We start from the raw sequence: 14643 nt of genomic DNA on the forward strand, positions 1-14643 counted from the left end.
CCGCCCCGGTTGTGGATTGGATGGACGCGGCACCAATCCACCGCGCAGGAGAGAGCGAATCCCGGACATGCCGAACACCACCGCGCACCGCCTCGCCTCATTCGCCGAAAAGCTGCTCGGCGGGCAGCTCCCCGTGGGCCTGCGGACCTGGGACGGAACCCGCGCCGGCCCAGTTGACGCGCCCACGGTGGTGCTGCGCAACCGCCGCGCCCTCCGTCGTCTCCTCTTCGCGCCGGGTGAGCTGGGTCTCGCCCGCGCCTACGTCACCGGTGATCTCGACGTCGAAGGAGATCTGGCGGACGGCTTCCGCCGGATCTGGGACCTCACCCGCTCGGGTGAGCTCAACCGAGTGAAGCTCGGCCCGCGCGACTGGGCCGAAGCCGCTTCCCTCGCCGCTCGCCTCGGCGTCGTCGGGCCGCCGCCGAAGCCGCCGGCCGAAGAGGCCCGGCTGACGGGCAAGCTGCACAGCCTGCTGCGGGACAAGTCGGCCATCGCCCACCACTACGACCTGGGCAACGCCTTCTACCAGCTGCTGCTGGACGAGTCGATGGCCTACTCCAGCGCGTACTTCACCGCCGAGTCGCAGAGCCTCGAGCAGGCGCAGCACGACAAGCTGGAGATGATCTGCCGCAAGCTGGGGCTGCGGCCGGGCATGCGGCTGCTCGACATCGGCTGCGGCTGGGGCTCGCTGCTGGTCCACGCGGCCAAGCACCACGGCGTGCACGCCGTCGGCATCACGCTCTCGGCCGAGCAGCTGCAGCACATCCGCGGGCGGCTCGCCCAGCACGACCTCGAAGACCGCGTCGAGGTCCGGCGCCAGGACTACCGCGAGCTGCCGGACGCGCCGTTCGACGCGGTGGCGTCGATCGAGATGGGCGAGCACGTCGGCGAGGTCAACTACCCGACGTACGCGGCGACGCTGCACAAGATGGTCAAGCCGGGCGGCCGCGTGCTGATCCAGCAGATGTCCCGCGGGAACGTCGCCCCGGGCGGCGGCGCGTTCATCGAGCGCTACATCGCCCCCGACATGACCATGCGGCCGGTCGGCCGGACCGTCGAGCACCTGGAGAACGCCGGGCTCGAGGTCCGGGACGTGCACGCGATGCGCGAGCACTACGTCTGGACGGTGCGGGCCTGGGCCGACACCCTGGAGGAGAACTGGGCCGACGTCGTCGCGCTGATCGGCGAGACCGGCGCGCGGGTCTGGCGGCTGTACCTGGTGGGCGGGGCGCTGGCGTTCGAGGAGAACCGGATGGGTGTGGACCAGATCTTGAGCGTGCGACCGGACGACCACGGCGCGAGCGGCATGCCGGCGACGCGGGAGTGGCTCTGATGGCGCTCGGCGGGACGCTGCTCTTCACCGCCGGCGTCACGCTCGTGGCGGTGGTGCTGACCTTCGGGATCGCGCGGGCGCGCAAGCGCTACGACACGGTCGACACGTTCTGGGGGCTCGGGTTCGCGATCGTCGCGCTCGCCGCGTTCCCCTTCGGCGACGGGCCGTTGACGCTGCGGCTGGTGGTCACGGTGCTGACCGTCGTCTGGGGCGGGCGGCTCTCGCTGCACCTGCACCTGCGCAACCACAAGCTGCCCGAGGACCCGCGGTACGCGCGGATGCGGCAGGAGCCGCTCCGGATCTTCACGCGCGTGTACCTGTTCCAGGGGCTGATCCTGTACTTCGTGTCGCTACCGGTGCAGTTCGCGATGTACGGCACCGGGATCGGGGTGCTCGGCTGGCTCGGCATCGCGGTGTGGCTGGTCGGGTTCGGGTTCGAGACGATCGGTGACGACCAGCTGCGCCGCTTCAAGGCCGACCCGGAGAACAAGGGCAAGGTCCTCGACACGGGGTTGTGGCGCTACACGCGGCACCCGAACTACTTCGGCGACGCGTGCGTGTGGTGGGGCCTCTACCTGCTCGCCTGCTCGACGTGGCCGGGCGCGCTGACGATCCTCTCCCCCGTGGCGATGACGTTCACCCTGGCCCGCGGCACGGGGAAACCCATGCTGGAGAAGGGGATGGCGCGCACGCGCCCGGCGTACGCGCACTACGTCGAGCGGACCAGCGGGTTCTTCCCGTTGCCGCCCAAGAAGGTCACTCCCCGGTGAGCCCGTCGGTCAGCTCGCGCAGCACGTCGAGGTGGCCGACGTGCCGGGCGGTCTCCTCGATCATGTGCGCGAGCACCCAGCGGACGTTGAAGGTCTCGTCCTTGTGGGTCACCTCGTCGTCCAGGCCGTGTTTCGCGACGATCTCGCGGCTGCGGGCGGACTGCTTTTCGTAGTCGGCGAGCAGCGTTTCGAGGGTCGTCCCGGACGGGACCCGGAACTCGGCGTCCGGGTCCTGCTCGAGCTTGGCCTCCCAGGTGTCTTCTTCGCCGTCGACGACCACGGCGAACCAGAACCACTCGTTCAGGGTGAGGTGGGCGACCAGGCCGGCGACGGTCGTCAGCTCGCTGGGCAGGTGCGCCTGGCGGGCTTGGGCTTCGGTCAGCCCGCCGGACTTCCACGCGACGGTGGCGCGGTGGTAGTCGAGCAGGCTCGTCAGGATTTCGCGCTCGCCGCCGGTGAGCGGAACCTCCGGGCGCTGCGGTCGTTCGGTCATGGGCCGGACTCTGCCAGAGTGGTCCGACACTTCCGATACCTTGCGCACGATGTAATCGTGGGCTAGGTTTATCGGCGTGCCGGATGAGTTCCTCTTGGACGAGCAAGCCTGCTTCGCGCTCTACGCGGCGTCGCGTGCGGTGACGGACACCTACCGTCCCCTGCTCGGCGAGCTGGGGCTCACCTACCCGCAGTACCTCGTGCTGCTGGTGCTCTGGGAGTCCGACGTCCGGCCGGTCAAGGAGATCGGCGAGGCGCTGCACCTGGACTACGGCACGCTTTCCCCGCTGCTCAAACGACTCGAGGCCAACGGGCTGGTCACGCGGGCGCGCCTGCCCGAAGACGAACGCACCGTGGTGATCAGCCTGACCGAGGAGGGCCGGGCGGTGCGCACGCGCGCCGCGGGCGTTCCGTCGGCGATCGGCTGCGCGCTGGGCCTCGACGACACCGAGCGGCGGCACCTCATCGCCACCCTGCGGCGGCTGACGGCGTCGGCCGCCGCCTACTCACATGGAGGCCCTGATGCCCAGCCGTGACGCGACCACCCACTGGGTCGGCGGACTGCAGAACGGGAAGGGCGAGGTCACCCTCGACTCGTCCAACGCCGGCACGTTCTCCGTCTCGTTCCCGACCCGCGCGGGCAACCCGGACGGCCAGACGAGCCCCGAGGAGCTCATCGCGGCGGCGCACTCGTCGTGCCTGGCGATGAACCTGTCGGGCGTGCTGGAGGCCCAGAAGCTGACGGCGGACTCGATCGACGTCAGCGCGGAGGTCACGCTCGGCCCGGCCGCCGGCGGCGGCTTCGAGATCAGCGGCATCGCGATCACGCTGCGCGCCTCTTTGCCCGGCGTGAGCGCGGAGCAGTTCGCGGAGTACGCCGAGACGGCCGAGAAGACGTGCCCGGTGTCGAAGGCACTGGCCGGCACGACGATCACGATGGACGCGGCGCTCGTCTGAGGCTCGTCGCGAACGGCCCCCTCCTTTTCGCCGAGGGGGCCGTTCCCGTGTCAACCGGCGAACTTGGCGAGGTGTTCCGCCACCCAAGCCCGGCCGAATTCCGCCAGCACGACGCCGGACCACCGTCCGGAGATCCTGACGTCGTTCCACAGCCCCATCTTCGGACCGGCCAGCGTTCCGTGGCCGACGTGGACGACCGAGGCGCCTTCGGCCCAGCAAAACACGAAGTGCGCGTACATGTACATCCACACCTTTGCACCTGACGCAGCCTGCGCTTCCGTCGGCCCTTCGGCCGGATAGGGGGCGCGGTAGAACATCTGCGTTCGAGCACCGAAGCGAAATTCCTCGGGAACAAGACCGGGGTGGAGCGACAGCTCAGTCTTCGACAATGGTGATCGTGCCAGTGCCACCGCAGTTCCCACAGCCCTTTCCCTTGCAATCGCCGCATGTGCGAGTAATGTTTTCCATGACTGCGAACCTACGATCGCAGAAGCGGCGCGCGCCAGGATTACTCGCGAACACGAATCTACCCGTCGGCGGCCGGCAGGTTCCGCCTGCGAAGATCTTCGGCGACAGCCCGCAGGAATCCGATCGCTTCTTCCTCTTGCAACGCCCGCGCCCGGAAGAACTCGAACAATTCGATGTGGTAGGCGATATCGCGCGGATCCCGGAGGGCGACACCGCCCGAGAACAGTTCGACCGTCACCAGTCGCTCGTCGTAGACGACGAAAGTGTTGAGAGGTGCGGCGAAGACCTCGGTCGTTCGCGGGAGGATCGCCAAGTCGACCGAGTCAAGGGCGGCCGTGTCGGCCAAGTGCTCGATCTGGTCGACCATGACCTCAAGCGGCGCACGCCGCCACGTCACTGCCTGTTCGGTCAACACACAATGAAAGACCCGGCCAGGCCCGGCCATCGTTTCCTTCCAGCCCATGCGCACCTCGAGCATCTTCTCGACGTCACGGTCAGGCGCACCTTTCACGACTGACGCAAGCGCATAGCGGGCATATTCGCGAGTCTGCAGGTTTCCGCTGGGAATGGCCGGGAGGAACTGGCGAACAACGCCGGAGGCCGCTTGGAGTGCCTTGATCTCCCGCTGACGGTGCCAGCTTCCGACACGCGCCGCCGAGCGCCAAGACGTATAACCCACGTTCGCGACCCGGGCCAAGGACAGCAGGCGTTCGGCGTCCGCGGGCGGCACATCCAGGGCGCGCACGATCTGATCGACATCGACCACCGAAGGCAGGACCTTCCCGGTCTCGATACGGCTGATCTTGGCCTGGCTCATCGCGCACCGGGCAGCCAATCGCTCGCCGGACAAGCCTGCGGCGCGGCGCAACTCCCGCAGCGACTCGGCGAGAGTCGCACGCTGCTCAGCCTGCTGCTCCGGCTCCAGCGGTCCAGTCGTCAAAAGGCACCCCGTGGTTCAAAGCCGCGTCCCGCCAAGCACGGTACCGCCCCAGATCAGGGCTTTCGACCAGGTCACGCCCCACGAAGGCGCCGTCGGCCGAGAAATCCAAGCGAACGACGTGTTCGTCGTCGAACAACCAGAAGTCGTGATCGGGCAATGCCAGCTTGCGATCGGTGTCGTCGACGATCGAGTACTGTTCGCCCGCTTCGATGTTGTCGGGAATCCCCCAGGCAAGCAGGTAGCGGGTGTAGCCGGTCAGGGGCCGCCGGACGACCTTCGCGCGAAGCACCGAACCGCCGGCCCGGGTCTTCGCCCGCACCAAATGACGCCACGGAGCGTCGACCACGGGCTTCGGCTCGCCCGCCAGGTACTTCGCGAGCCGCTCCTGCTCTTCGGGGATCCGGTAGGTTTGCCGAAGTTCGAGCCGGAACGCCGATTTCGCGAATTCCCGGAAGAGAGCGGTGATCCGCTCAGCGTTCGAGTTCACCCGCGGCCTCCTCCAGCAGGCGCAGCGGCAGTTCCACAGCCTGTTCGCCGGGCCCGACCGCGAGACCGGCTTGGTCGGCGACAGTCGCACCGATGACGAGCACGCTCCCCCTGTCGGTCAGGTATACGGCCGGGCAGTTGTCGTACTCGCAGTCACCGGCGAGCTTCTTCAGCTTCATGACCAGCACCCTAGCGAGCACTCTCGGTGTCGACTATGTCACTCAGTGATTAGTCTCGTGTTCGCATAAATTCCTGTCAACCTGCCGTCGCCTTGGCTCGATAAGTCGACTTCTTCGCCTGGTTCCCGCAGATCTCCATCGAGCACCACCGCCGTGTCCCGGGCCTCGACGTGTCCAGGAACAGCGCCCCGCACCGCTCTCCCGCGCAGCGGCGCACGCGCGCGAACTGCGGGGACGTCACCAGATCCAGTGCGTCCCGGGCGAGCAGCGCCAGCATCGCCTCCGCGGGATCCGCGGCCTGCCACCGCACCTCGCCCGACGGAGCCAGCGACGGCGCGGGCACCGGCAGCGCGGCGAAGCGGTTCAAGCGACGGCGGACCGGGTCGCGCACCGCGGACGTGAGCACCGCGTGGATCGCCTCGCGCGCCTCCCGCGCGTCACCCACCACGAGGGGGCGGACCGGTGACGAGAACGGGCCGAACTCGTCGATCCACGCTCCCCACGCCGCCTCGTCGGGCAGCTCCTCCAGCTCCGCCGGCGTCCCCCGGTAGCGCAACGTCCGGATGAAGTCGAGGCACAGTCTGCCCGCTCCCGCGCGGAATCGTTCCGTCATAAGGGTCACAGTACTCCGGAACCGGTTTGACTGGTACCGTCGGGAACCGATCAAACCGGTTCCACAAGGGGGCACGCATGACGGACACGAAGCAGCAAGCGCCGCCCGGCTGGCTCGTGCTGCTGCTGGCCGTCTCCTGTGGACTGACCGTCGCCAACCTCTACTACGCCCAGCCGCTGCTCGCCGAGCTGCGGCACACCTTCGGCGTCGGCGAGGCCGCCGCGGGCGGGGTCGTCACCGCCACCCAGATCGGCTACGCCGCGGGCATGCTGCTGCTCGTCCCGCTGGGCGACCGCCTCGAGAACCGCGGGCTCGTCGCGACGCTGCTCGCGGTCGCCTGCGCCGGCCTCGTCGTCACCGGGGTCGCCCCCGGGTTCGCCGTGCTGCTCATCGCCTCCCTGGTCGTCGGGGCCACGTCGGTGGTCGTGCAGATCCTCATCCCGTTCGCCGCCGACATCTCCCCCGACGCCATCCGCGGCCGGATCGTCGGGCGCGTCGTGAGCGGGCTGCTGTTCGGCATCCTGCTCTCGCGCGTGGTCGCCAGCTTCCTGGCCGAGGTGACGAGCTGGCGCGTGGTGTTCCTGATCTCGGCGGCCGCGATGGCCGCACTCGCCGTCGTGCTGCGGTTCATCCTGCCGCGCCGGGCACCCAAGACCGACGTCCACTATGGACAGCTGCTGCGTTCGACGCTCGCGATGTGGAAGAAGCACCCCGCGCTGCGCCACCGCGCGCTGTACCAGTCGGCGATGTTCGGGGCGTTCAGCGCGTTCTGGACGACGATCGCCTTCGTGCTCACCGCCCCGCCGTTCGACTACACGCAGCTCGGCGTCGGCCTCTTCGCACTCGCCGGCGCGGCGGGCGCCGCGGTGGCGCCGCTGGCCGGGCGGTGGTCGGACCACGGCCACGGCCGCCGGCTCACCGCGGGCGCCTTCGTGCTCTGCGCGGCGGCCTTCGCGCTCGCCGGGTTCGGCGCGCACAGCGTCGTCCTGCTGGCGATCGCCGCGATCGCGGTCGACATGGCCGTCCAGGCGACGCTGGTCACCGGCCAGCACACGATCTACCAGCTCGACCCGTCCGCCCGCGCCCGGGTCAACAGCATCTACCTGGGCACGTTCTTCATCGGCGGCGCGATCGGCTCCCAGGCGGGCTCGATCGCCTACCACCTCGGCGGCTGGACGGCGGTCGTCGTCTTCGCCGGCGTCCTCCCGCTGCTCGGCCTGGCCGGGATGACCCGCACCCGGGTCTAGCCGAACACCTCCCGGTTCGCCGCGGCCCAATCCGCGTACGTCGTCCCGGGACGGCCCAGCAGCTCTTCGACCACACCGGTCGGCACCTGCGGGTGCCGCAAGGTTTCCTCGAAGCCGTCCAGGATCCAGTCGACCGCCTGCTCCGGGACGCCGTACCCGACCCACTGCGCGCGCTGCTCGGCGCGGGTCAGCTCGCGGAACCGGATTTCCTTTCCCAGCACGGACTCCAGTGTCGCGACCTGGCCGCGCAAGCTGACCGCCTCCGGTCCACTGAGGACGTACGTGGCGCCGACGTGGCCTTCGGTGGTGAGCACCCGGGCGGCCACCGCGGCGATGTCCCCGAGGTCGATCGGGGTCTGCGTCGCGTCACCGTAGGCCACGGCGACCTCGCCCGCGCGGACCATCGGCGCCCAGTCGAGCGTGTTGTTCATGAAGACGCCGGGCCGCAGGAACGTCCACGCGAAGCCGGCTTCCCGGACCGCGGCTTCCACGGTGCCGTACTCGTTGCCACTGGAGCCCTCGTGGTCGTCGCCGACGCTGCTGCCCGACAGCGCCACGACCCGCTTGATGCCGGCTTCGGTGGCCAGCTCGCAGAACCGCCGGACGGTCCGCGCCATCGGGGCGAGGTACACGGCGTCGACACCGTCGAGGGGCACCGTCGACGGCCGCGCGAGCGAACCGACCACGACTTCGGCGGCCGAAGGCAGGTGCGCGCGCTCGGGATCGACGGTCAGCGCCCGCACCGGCGCCCCCAAGGCCAGCAGTTCGTCGACCAACAGGCGGCCCACGCTGCCGGTCGCCCCCGTCACCAGGATCGTCATGACACCCTCCTCGTTCTCGTATGCCGTACGAGATCGTACGACATACGAGAACCCCGGCGCATCCAAACGAGAGATCAGGAGGTGATGGTCGGCAGCTCGGGCGCCGCGACGTCGTAGACCTTGCCGTCTTGGGTGAGCAGCGCCGCCAGGACCTTCGCCTTGCGGTCCGTCTGCTCCGCCGTGCCCCAGCGGACGATCTTCCCGCTCGACAACGTGAACTCCACGCTCGCCGGGGTCTTCGCCGTCGCCGTCGTGACCTGCTTCAGCAGCTGCTCCGGGATCACCCCGAGGACCGCGGTCACCGCGCGCGTCACCGGGTCGTCCGCCGACACCTTGGGCAGCTTCAGCTCGGGCAGCCCCGCCGGCCGCGCCGGGACCGTCTTGAACACCACGCCGCCGCCGTCGACGAGGTGGACGCCGTCGCCACCCGGGCCGCTGTCGAAGAACGCGATCGCCGTCCGCTCGGTCACCGTGATCTCGACCGTGTTCGGCCACGACCGCGACACCTCGACCGTCGCGATGCCCGGCATCCCGGCCACCTTGTCGCGGATCTCGTCGGTGCTCAGCCGCAGCAGCGGCTTGTCCATCGGCACCGCCGCGACCGCGCGGATCTGGTCGGCGGTCACCGTGCGCGAGCCGCTGACCACGACGTCCTTCGCGCCGAGCATCGAGCTGAAGAACAGCAGGTAGACCGACGCGACGACGGTCAGCACGGTGAGCAGCGCGACCCACCGGCGGCGGATCTCCACCTGCCGGGTGGGCCGGGCGCGCACACCGGTCTTCGGGCGCGGGCCGGTCTTCGGGCGCGCGGCGCGGGTGCGGCGGCGTTCCTCGTCGGAGCGCCGCCCCCGGCGTTCCCGCGCCAGGGCGGCACGATCCCGTTCGTCCTCTTCGGACGGACGGCGGCGTTCCCTGGTCGGACTCATCGGCTCAGCGCTTGTCCAGCTCGGCGAGGATCTCCGGGCCCAGCTGCGTCACGTCCCCGGCGCCCATGGTGACGACGAGGTCGCTGCCGCGCACCAGGCCGGCGACCAGCCGCGCGGCGACGTCGAACGCGGGCTCGTAGTGCACCGGCACGGTCACCGCGTCGGCGATCAGCGCGCCCGTCACGCCCGGCTCCGGCTCCTCGCGAGCGCCGTAGACGTCCAGCACGACGACCTCGTCGGCCAGGGACAACGCCGCGGCGAACTCCTTCGAGAACAGCTTCGTCCGCGAGTACAGGTGCGGCTGGAACACGACGACGACCCGGCCGGACCCGGCCGCGGTGCGCACCGCGCGCAGCTGCGCGTCGACCTCGGTCGGGTGGTGGGCGTAGTCGTCGTAGACGCGGATGTCGCCGGACCGGCCCTTGAACTCGAACCGCCGCCGGACGCCGCCGAAGGCCGCCAGGCCCTCCGCCAAACCGTCGGCGGGCGCGCCCAGCTCCAGCCCGGCCAGCAGCGCCGCGACCGCGTTGAGCGCCATGTGCTCACCCGGCACGGCGACCCGCACCGACAGCTCCGAACCGTCCAGCGCGAGCCGGACGACACCGCCGTCCGGGGCCGGCGCGTAGTCGAGGATGCGCGCGTCGCCCTCGTCGGTGACCGTGCGGCCGTAGCGGCGCACGCGCACGCCCAGCTCCGCGGCCTGCTTGCCCAGCTCGTCCGCCGCGGGGTCGTCCCCGCAGACGATCAGCAGCCCGCCCGGCACGATCCGGCCCACGAACTCGGTGAACACCTTCGTGTAGGCCTCGGCGGTGCCGTGGTGGTCCAGGTGGTCCGGCTCGACGTTCGTCACGACCGCGACCGACGGCGAGTAGGTCAGGAACGAACCGTCGCTCTCGTCGGCCTCGGCGACGAAGATGCCGCCCTCGCCGTGGTGGGCGTTGGCCCCGGATTCGTTGAGGTCGCCGCCGATGGCGAACGACGGGTCGAGCCGGCAGCGCTGCAGCGCCACGGTGAGCATCGACGTCGTCGACGTCTTGCCGTGCGTGCCCGCGATGCAGGCGACGCGGTGGCCTTCCATCAGCCCGGCCAGCGCCTGGGCCCGGTGCAGCACCGGGATCCCCGCGGCCCGCGCCGCGGCCAGCTCGGGGTTGGTCTCCTTGATGGCCGTCGAGACGACCACCGACGAAGGCGGCTCGGAAAGCGCGGTCAGGTTCTCGGCGGCCTGGCCGACGAACAGCTCGGCGCCCTGGGCCCGCAGCGACAGCAGCGCGCGCGACTCCTTGGCGTCCGAGCCCGACACGAAAGCGCCCCTGGCCAGCAGGATCCGCGCGATGCCGGACATGCCGGCGCCGCCGATCCCGATCAGGTGCGCCCGGCGCAGCTCTTCAGGCAAGTCAGGCACCGGCGGCCTCCAAGACGATGCGGGCGAGGGTCTCGTCGGCCTCGCGGTGGCCCATGCCGGCCGCCGCCGCGCTCATCTTCGCGACGCGGTCGGCGTCGACGACCAGCGGGACGACCAGCTCGGCGACCTTGGCCGGGGTCAGGTCGGCGTCTTCGACCATCAGCGCCGCACCGGCATCGACGGCGGGACGGCCGTTGGACGCCTGCTCGCCGTTGCCGATCGGCAGTGGGACGAACACCGCGGGCAGCCCGACCGAGGTCACCTCGGCGACCGTCATCGCGCCCGAGCGGCAGATCGCGACGTCCGCGGCCGCGTAGGCCAGGTCCATCCGCTCCAGGTACGGCACCGGCACGTACGCCGGCTTGCCCGGGAACTCCTGGACGACCAGCGTGTTCTTCGGCCCGTGCGCGTGCAGCACGCCGATCCCGGCGTCGGCCAGGTCCTTGGCCGCGCCGGACACCGCGGCGTTGATCGACTGCGCGCCCTGCGAACCGCCGAACACCAGCAGCGTCGGCGCGTCCGGGTCCAGCCCGAAGTGCTCGCGGGCCTCGGCGCGCAGCGCGGCGCGGTCCAGCGAGGTGATCGACCGGCGCAGCGGGATCCCGACGACCTCGGCCTTCGGCAGCGGGGTCCCCGGGACGGCGACGGCGACGCGCTTGGCGAACCGCGCGCCGACCTTGTTCGCCAGGCCCGCCGACTTGTTGGCCTCGTGCACGACGATCGGGACGCGTCCGCGCGCGGCGAGGTAGGCCGGGAGGGCGACGTAGCCGCCGAAGCCGACGACGACGTCCGCGCCGACCCGGTCCAGCACCTCACGGGTCTTGCGGACGGAGTCGCGCACCTTCAGCGGCAGCCGCAGCAGCTCCGGCGTCGGCTTGCGGGGCAGCGGCACCGGCGGGATCAGCTCCAGGGGGTAACCGCGGGCCGGGACGAGCTTGTTCTCCAGGCCGCGCTCGGTGCCCAGCGCCACGACCGTCGCGTCGGGGCGCAGCCGCATGACGGCGTCGGCCAGGGCGAGGGCGGGTTCGATGTGTCCTGCGGTGCCACCACCGGCGACCACGACCACGGGCCCCTTGCCCGCGGCAGACCGCTCGGTTCCCTTGACGGGCTTGCTCACCAATGACCTCTCCGGTTCGCGGTACTCCGGGTACCACGGCTCGCTGTTGTCCGCGCGGCCCCGCCGCGAGACGTGGCCGTGCTCGTCCGTGCCGCGCTGCGGCGCACCGGCTCGCGGACCGACCTGCGTCGTTCCTGCGCCGGGGCGGGCCGCGCCGCACGGGGCGCGGGCCTGGCCGCCTTCGCCCCGGTGCGCGCCGCACCCTTGCGGGTGGCGGGCGGGCGGTACGGATCGGGCGCGGGCAGCCGCAGCAGGCGTCCGAATTTACCCGGCCCCTGTGTGCGCAGTGCGGCCACCGCCTCCGGTTCGTGCCGGGCGGCGTTCGCGAGCACGCCCATGATGAGCATGGTGATCACCAGCGAGGTGCCGCCGTAGGAGATCAGCGGCAGCGTGACGCCGGTGACGGGCAGCAGGCCGACGACGTAGCCGATGTTGATGCCGGCCTGCGCCACGAGGAACACGGTGAGCGTGCCGGAGACGATCCGGATCCACGGGTCGATGTTGCGGGTGGCGATCCGCAGGCCCACGACGGCGACCGCGGCGAACAGGGCGAGCACGACGACGCAGCCGATCAGCCCGAGCTCCTCGCCGATCAGGGCGAAGATGAAGTCGTTCTGCACGTTCGGCAGGTAGTTCCAGCTGGCCGCGCCCTGGCCGAGGCCCTTGCCGAACAGCCCGCCGTCGGCGAGCGCCAGCTTGGCCTGGTTGGCCTGGAAACCCTCGGCGCTGGTGTCGGCGTCCGGCGAGAGGAACGACATGACGCGGGCGAGCCGGTAGGGCGCGATGAGGGCGAGCACGAGCACGCCGGCCAGGCCGCCCGCGAGGATCACGCCGAACAGCCGTTTCGGGGCGCCGGCGAACCACAGCAGGGCCAGCAGCACCACGGCCAGGGTGACCGTGCCGCCGAGGTCCGGTTGCAGCATGACCAGGGCGAACATCAGCAGCGCGATCGGCACCACGGGCACCAGCAGGTGCCGCCACTGGTGGATCACGTTGTACTTGATCACCAGGATGTGCGCGCCCCAGAACGCCAGCGCGACCTTCGCGGCCTCGACGGGCTGGAAGGTGAACTCGCCGATCCGGAACCAGCCCTGCGAGCCGTTCACCGTCGAGCCCAGCGGCGTCAGCACCAGCACCAGCAGGCCCAGGCAGATCACCGTCGCGGTGGCCGACATCCGCCGGATCCGCTCCAGCTTGACCCGCATGCCCAGCCAGAACACCACGCCACCGAGCGCGACGAACACCAGGTGCTTGGTGAACAGGGCGTACACGCCGCTGCCGGTCTTGGGGTTGTACGAGCCGACCGACGACGCCGAGAGCACCATGACGATGCCGATGACGGTGAGCACCCCGGTCAGCGCGAGCACGAGGTGGAACGACGCCAGCGGACGCGAGAGCCACGCGGTCAGCGCGGTCCGGAACGCGACGAAGCCGCTCTCCTTGCGCTCGCGGCGCGGGCGCTTCGGCGGGACCTTCGGCTTGGGCTCAGCTACCGTCACTCGGCTCCCCCGCCGCGTCGTCGCGGAGGACGTGCACCGCCGCGGCGAACGCGTCGCCGCGCTCGCCGTAGTTGCGGAACATGTCCAACGACGCCGCGGCGGGTGCGAGCAGCACCACGTCACCAGGCCGGGCCATCGCGCTGGCCGCACTCACCGCCGCAGTCATGGGTTCATGGTCACCCGGACGGAGGCTGTTCACCGGGACATCGGGCGCGTGTCGCGCAACAGCGGCGGCGATCACGGGTGAATCGACGCCGAGTAGCACGACTCCGCGGAGACGGCCCGCGATGCTGCTCACCAGTTCTTCGACGGAGGCGCCCTTGAGCTGGCCCCCGGCGATCCAGACGATGCTCCGGTGCGCGCGCAGCGACCCGGCGGCGGCGTGCGGGTTGGTCGCCTTCGAGTCGTTGACGTACCGGACCCCGGCGACCTCGGCCACCTCGACGGCCCGGTGCGGGGCCGGCTGGTACTCGCGCAGGCCCTTCAGCACGGCCTCCGGCGGGACGCCGTGGGCCCGGGCCAGCGCGGCCGCGGCGAGGGCGTTGGAGACGTTGTGCGGGCCGGCCGGGCGGACGTCCGACAGCGTGGCGAGCTCCTCGGCGCTGTTCGCCGGGTCGGCGACGAAAGCGCGGTCGACCAGCAGGTCTTCGACCAGGCCCAGCTCGTCGGCGGCCGGGGTGTCCAGCCGGAAGCCGACGCGGCGGGCGCTCTCGGGCGCGTGCTCGCCGGCGATCCGCGTGGACCACTCGTCGTCGGCGTTGTGCACGGCGACCTTGGCGCGGGTGTACACGCGGCCCTTGGCGGCGGCGTAGGAGTCCATCGAGCCGTGCCAGTCGATGTGGTCCTCGGCCAGGTTGAGCACCACGGCCGCGTCCGGGGCGAGGGTCGAGGACCAGTGCAGCTGGAAGCTCGACAGCTCCACGGCCAGCACGTTGTAGCCCGCGCGGACCGCGTCGAGGGCCGCGTAGCCGATGTTCCCGCAGGCCACGGCGTTGGAGCCGGCCGACTTGAGGATCGACTCCAGCACGCCGACGGTGGTCGTCTTGCCGTTGGTGCCGGTGACCACCAGCCACGACGGCGGGTGCTCGCGCAGCTGCCCGACCCTCCAGGCCAGCTCGACGTCGCCGATCACCTCGACCCCCGCCTCGGCGGCGGCCACCAGCAGCGGCGACGTCGGCCGCCAGCCGGGACTGGTGACGACCAGGACGACGTCGGACGGCGGCTCGGTCAGCCCGGGCACCAGCTCGGCACCCAGGCCGTCCAGCTCGGCCAGGCGCTCGGCGTTGCCGTCGGTGACCGTGACGCGAGCGCCGAGGTCGACCAAGACGGGCACGATCGACTTGCCGGTGACCCCCGCACCGGCGACCAGGACGTGACGACCGGCGATGTCCAC

At 71.1% G+C, this 14643-nt stretch carries 17 protein-coding genes; 5 read left to right on the forward strand and 12 right to left on the reverse strand.

Annotated elements, in window-relative coordinates; genetic code table 11:
• The first annotated feature begins 67 nt into the window (after positions 1-67).
• Positions 68-1333 (forward strand): cyclopropane-fatty-acyl-phospholipid synthase family protein, encoded by a 1266-nt coding sequence (locus ABZ342_RS00900; protein ID WP_360468035.1) that lies wholly within the window; start codon positions 68-70, stop codon positions 1331-1333.
• Positions 1333-2103 carry a DUF1295 domain-containing protein gene (locus tag ABZ342_RS00905; RefSeq protein ID WP_360468036.1) on the forward strand — a complete coding sequence of 257 codons (771 nt, stop codon included), beginning with the start codon at positions 1333-1335 and terminating at the stop codon, positions 2101-2103. The genes ABZ342_RS00900 and ABZ342_RS00905 overlap by 1 nt, the downstream gene beginning before the upstream one ends.
• Here ABZ342_RS00905 and ABZ342_RS00910 read toward each other — a convergent pair.
• On the reverse strand, positions 2090-2596 hold the full coding sequence (locus ABZ342_RS00910; RefSeq protein ID WP_360468037.1) for a DinB family protein: 507 nt from the start codon (positions 2594-2596) through the stop codon (positions 2090-2092). The two genes, ABZ342_RS00905 and ABZ342_RS00910, sit on opposite strands and share 14 nt — an antisense overlap.
• A 76-nt stretch (positions 2597-2672) precedes the next feature.
• Here ABZ342_RS00910 and ABZ342_RS00915 point away from each other — a divergent pair, with 76 nt between their 5' ends.
• Positions 2673-3131 carry a MarR family transcriptional regulator gene (locus ABZ342_RS00915; RefSeq protein ID WP_155546024.1) on the forward strand — a complete coding sequence of 153 codons (459 nt, stop codon included), beginning with the start codon at positions 2673-2675 and terminating at the stop codon, positions 3129-3131.
• Positions 3118-3552, forward strand: a complete 435-nt coding sequence (locus ABZ342_RS00920; RefSeq protein WP_360468038.1) for an OsmC family peroxiredoxin — start codon at positions 3118-3120, stop codon at positions 3550-3552. Before ABZ342_RS00915 ends, ABZ342_RS00920 begins: the two co-directional genes overlap by 14 nt.
• 50 nt (positions 3553-3602) lie before the next feature.
• On the opposite strand, the gene ABZ342_RS00925 is transcribed toward ABZ342_RS00920, so the two are convergent.
• The 5 genes from ABZ342_RS00925 to ABZ342_RS00945 all read right to left on the reverse strand — a co-directional run bounded on the left by ABZ342_RS00925 (position 3603) and on the right by ABZ342_RS00945 (position 6238).
• Positions 3603-3974, reverse strand: coding sequence for a hypothetical protein (locus ABZ342_RS00925; RefSeq protein WP_360468039.1), 372 nt, complete (start codon positions 3972-3974; stop codon positions 3603-3605).
• 104 nt (positions 3975-4078) lie between these two features.
• Complete coding sequence (locus ABZ342_RS00930) at positions 4079-4960, reverse strand: helix-turn-helix transcriptional regulator (RefSeq protein ID WP_360468040.1); 882 nt, start codon at positions 4958-4960, stop codon at positions 4079-4081.
• On the reverse strand, positions 4923-5447 hold the full coding sequence (locus ABZ342_RS00935) for a DUF6879 family protein (RefSeq protein WP_360468041.1): 525 nt from the start codon (positions 5445-5447) through the stop codon (positions 4923-4925). The genes ABZ342_RS00930 and ABZ342_RS00935 overlap by 38 nt, the downstream gene beginning before the upstream one ends.
• Positions 5431-5625: a hypothetical protein gene (locus tag ABZ342_RS00940; protein WP_360468042.1), complete on the reverse strand. Its 195-nt coding sequence runs from the start codon at positions 5623-5625 to the stop codon at positions 5431-5433. The genes ABZ342_RS00935 and ABZ342_RS00940 overlap by 17 nt, the downstream gene beginning before the upstream one ends.
• A 76-nt stretch (positions 5626-5701) precedes the next feature.
• Entirely contained in the window at positions 5702-6238 is a 537-nt protein-coding gene (locus ABZ342_RS00945; RefSeq protein WP_360468043.1) for a CGNR zinc finger domain-containing protein, read from the reverse strand.
• A gap of 77 nt (positions 6239-6315) precedes the next feature.
• Here ABZ342_RS00945 and ABZ342_RS00950 point away from each other — a divergent pair, with 77 nt between their 5' ends.
• Complete coding sequence (locus ABZ342_RS00950) at positions 6316-7485, forward strand: MFS transporter (protein ID WP_360468044.1); 1170 nt, start codon at positions 6316-6318, stop codon at positions 7483-7485.
• On the opposite strand, the gene ABZ342_RS00955 is transcribed toward ABZ342_RS00950, so the two are convergent.
• The 6 genes from ABZ342_RS00955 to murD form a co-directional block, all read right to left on the reverse strand.
• A complete protein-coding gene (locus ABZ342_RS00955) occupies positions 7482-8306 on the reverse strand; it encodes an NAD(P)H-binding protein (protein ID WP_360468045.1) in 825 nt (274 codons plus the stop codon). The genes ABZ342_RS00950 and ABZ342_RS00955 overlap by 4 nt on opposite strands.
• 74 nt (positions 8307-8380) lie before the next feature.
• A complete protein-coding gene (locus ABZ342_RS00960) occupies positions 8381-9232 on the reverse strand; it encodes an FtsQ-type POTRA domain-containing protein (protein WP_360468046.1) in 852 nt (283 codons plus the stop codon).
• Between the two features lie 4 nt (positions 9233-9236).
• Positions 9237-10634: a UDP-N-acetylmuramate--L-alanine ligase gene (gene murC, locus ABZ342_RS00965; RefSeq protein ID WP_155546018.1), complete on the reverse strand. Its 1398-nt coding sequence runs from the start codon at positions 10632-10634 to the stop codon at positions 9237-9239.
• Complete coding sequence (murG, locus tag ABZ342_RS00970; protein WP_155546017.1) at positions 10627-11751, reverse strand: undecaprenyldiphospho-muramoylpentapeptide beta-N-acetylglucosaminyltransferase; 1125 nt, start codon at positions 11749-11751, stop codon at positions 10627-10629. Before murG ends, murC begins: the two co-directional genes overlap by 8 nt.
• Positions 11748-13250: a putative lipid II flippase FtsW gene (gene ftsW / locus ABZ342_RS00975; RefSeq protein WP_360468047.1), complete on the reverse strand. Its 1503-nt coding sequence runs from the start codon at positions 13248-13250 to the stop codon at positions 11748-11750. The genes murG and ftsW overlap by 4 nt, the downstream gene beginning before the upstream one ends.
• The gene (gene murD, locus ABZ342_RS00980; RefSeq protein WP_360468048.1) at positions 13237-14643 is read right to left on the reverse strand and encodes a UDP-N-acetylmuramoyl-L-alanine--D-glutamate ligase; all 1407 of its coding nucleotides are present in this window, start codon (positions 14641-14643) and stop codon (positions 13237-13239) included. The genes ftsW and murD overlap by 14 nt, the downstream gene beginning before the upstream one ends.

The organism is Amycolatopsis sp. NPDC005961, assembly GCF_040629235.1.
In the GTDB taxonomy this organism is placed as follows: Bacteria; Actinomycetota; Actinomycetes; order Mycobacteriales; family Pseudonocardiaceae; genus Amycolatopsis; species Amycolatopsis camponoti.

Bases quoted from the DNA above. Each gene is read 5' to 3' on its own strand.
- ABZ342_RS00950 (WP_360468044.1), top strand. From the start codon at position 6,316: ATGACGGACACGAAGCAGCAAGCGCCGCCCGGCTGGCTCGTGCTGCTG.
- ABZ342_RS00900 (WP_360468035.1), top strand. From the start codon at position 68: ATGCCGAACACCACCGCGCACCGCCTCGCCTCATTCGCCGAAAAGCTG.
- ABZ342_RS00955 (WP_360468045.1), bottom strand. From the start codon at position 8,306: ATGACGATCCTGGTGACGGGGGCGACCGGCAGCGTGGGCCGCCTGTTG.
- ABZ342_RS00945 (WP_360468043.1), bottom strand. From the start codon at position 6,238: ATGACGGAACGATTCCGCGCGGGAGCGGGCAGACTGTGCCTCGACTTC.
- ABZ342_RS00920 (WP_360468038.1), top strand. From the start codon at position 3,118: ATGCCCAGCCGTGACGCGACCACCCACTGGGTCGGCGGACTGCAGAAC.
- ABZ342_RS00910 (WP_360468037.1), bottom strand. From the start codon at position 2,596: ATGACCGAACGACCGCAGCGCCCGGAGGTTCCGCTCACCGGCGGCGAG.
- ABZ342_RS00960 (WP_360468046.1), bottom strand. From the start codon at position 9,232: ATGAGTCCGACCAGGGAACGCCGCCGTCCGTCCGAAGAGGACGAACGG.
- ABZ342_RS00940 (WP_360468042.1), bottom strand. From the start codon at position 5,625: ATGAAGCTGAAGAAGCTCGCCGGTGACTGCGAGTACGACAACTGCCCG.
- ABZ342_RS00905 (WP_360468036.1), top strand. From the start codon at position 1,333: ATGGCGCTCGGCGGGACGCTGCTCTTCACCGCCGGCGTCACGCTCGTG.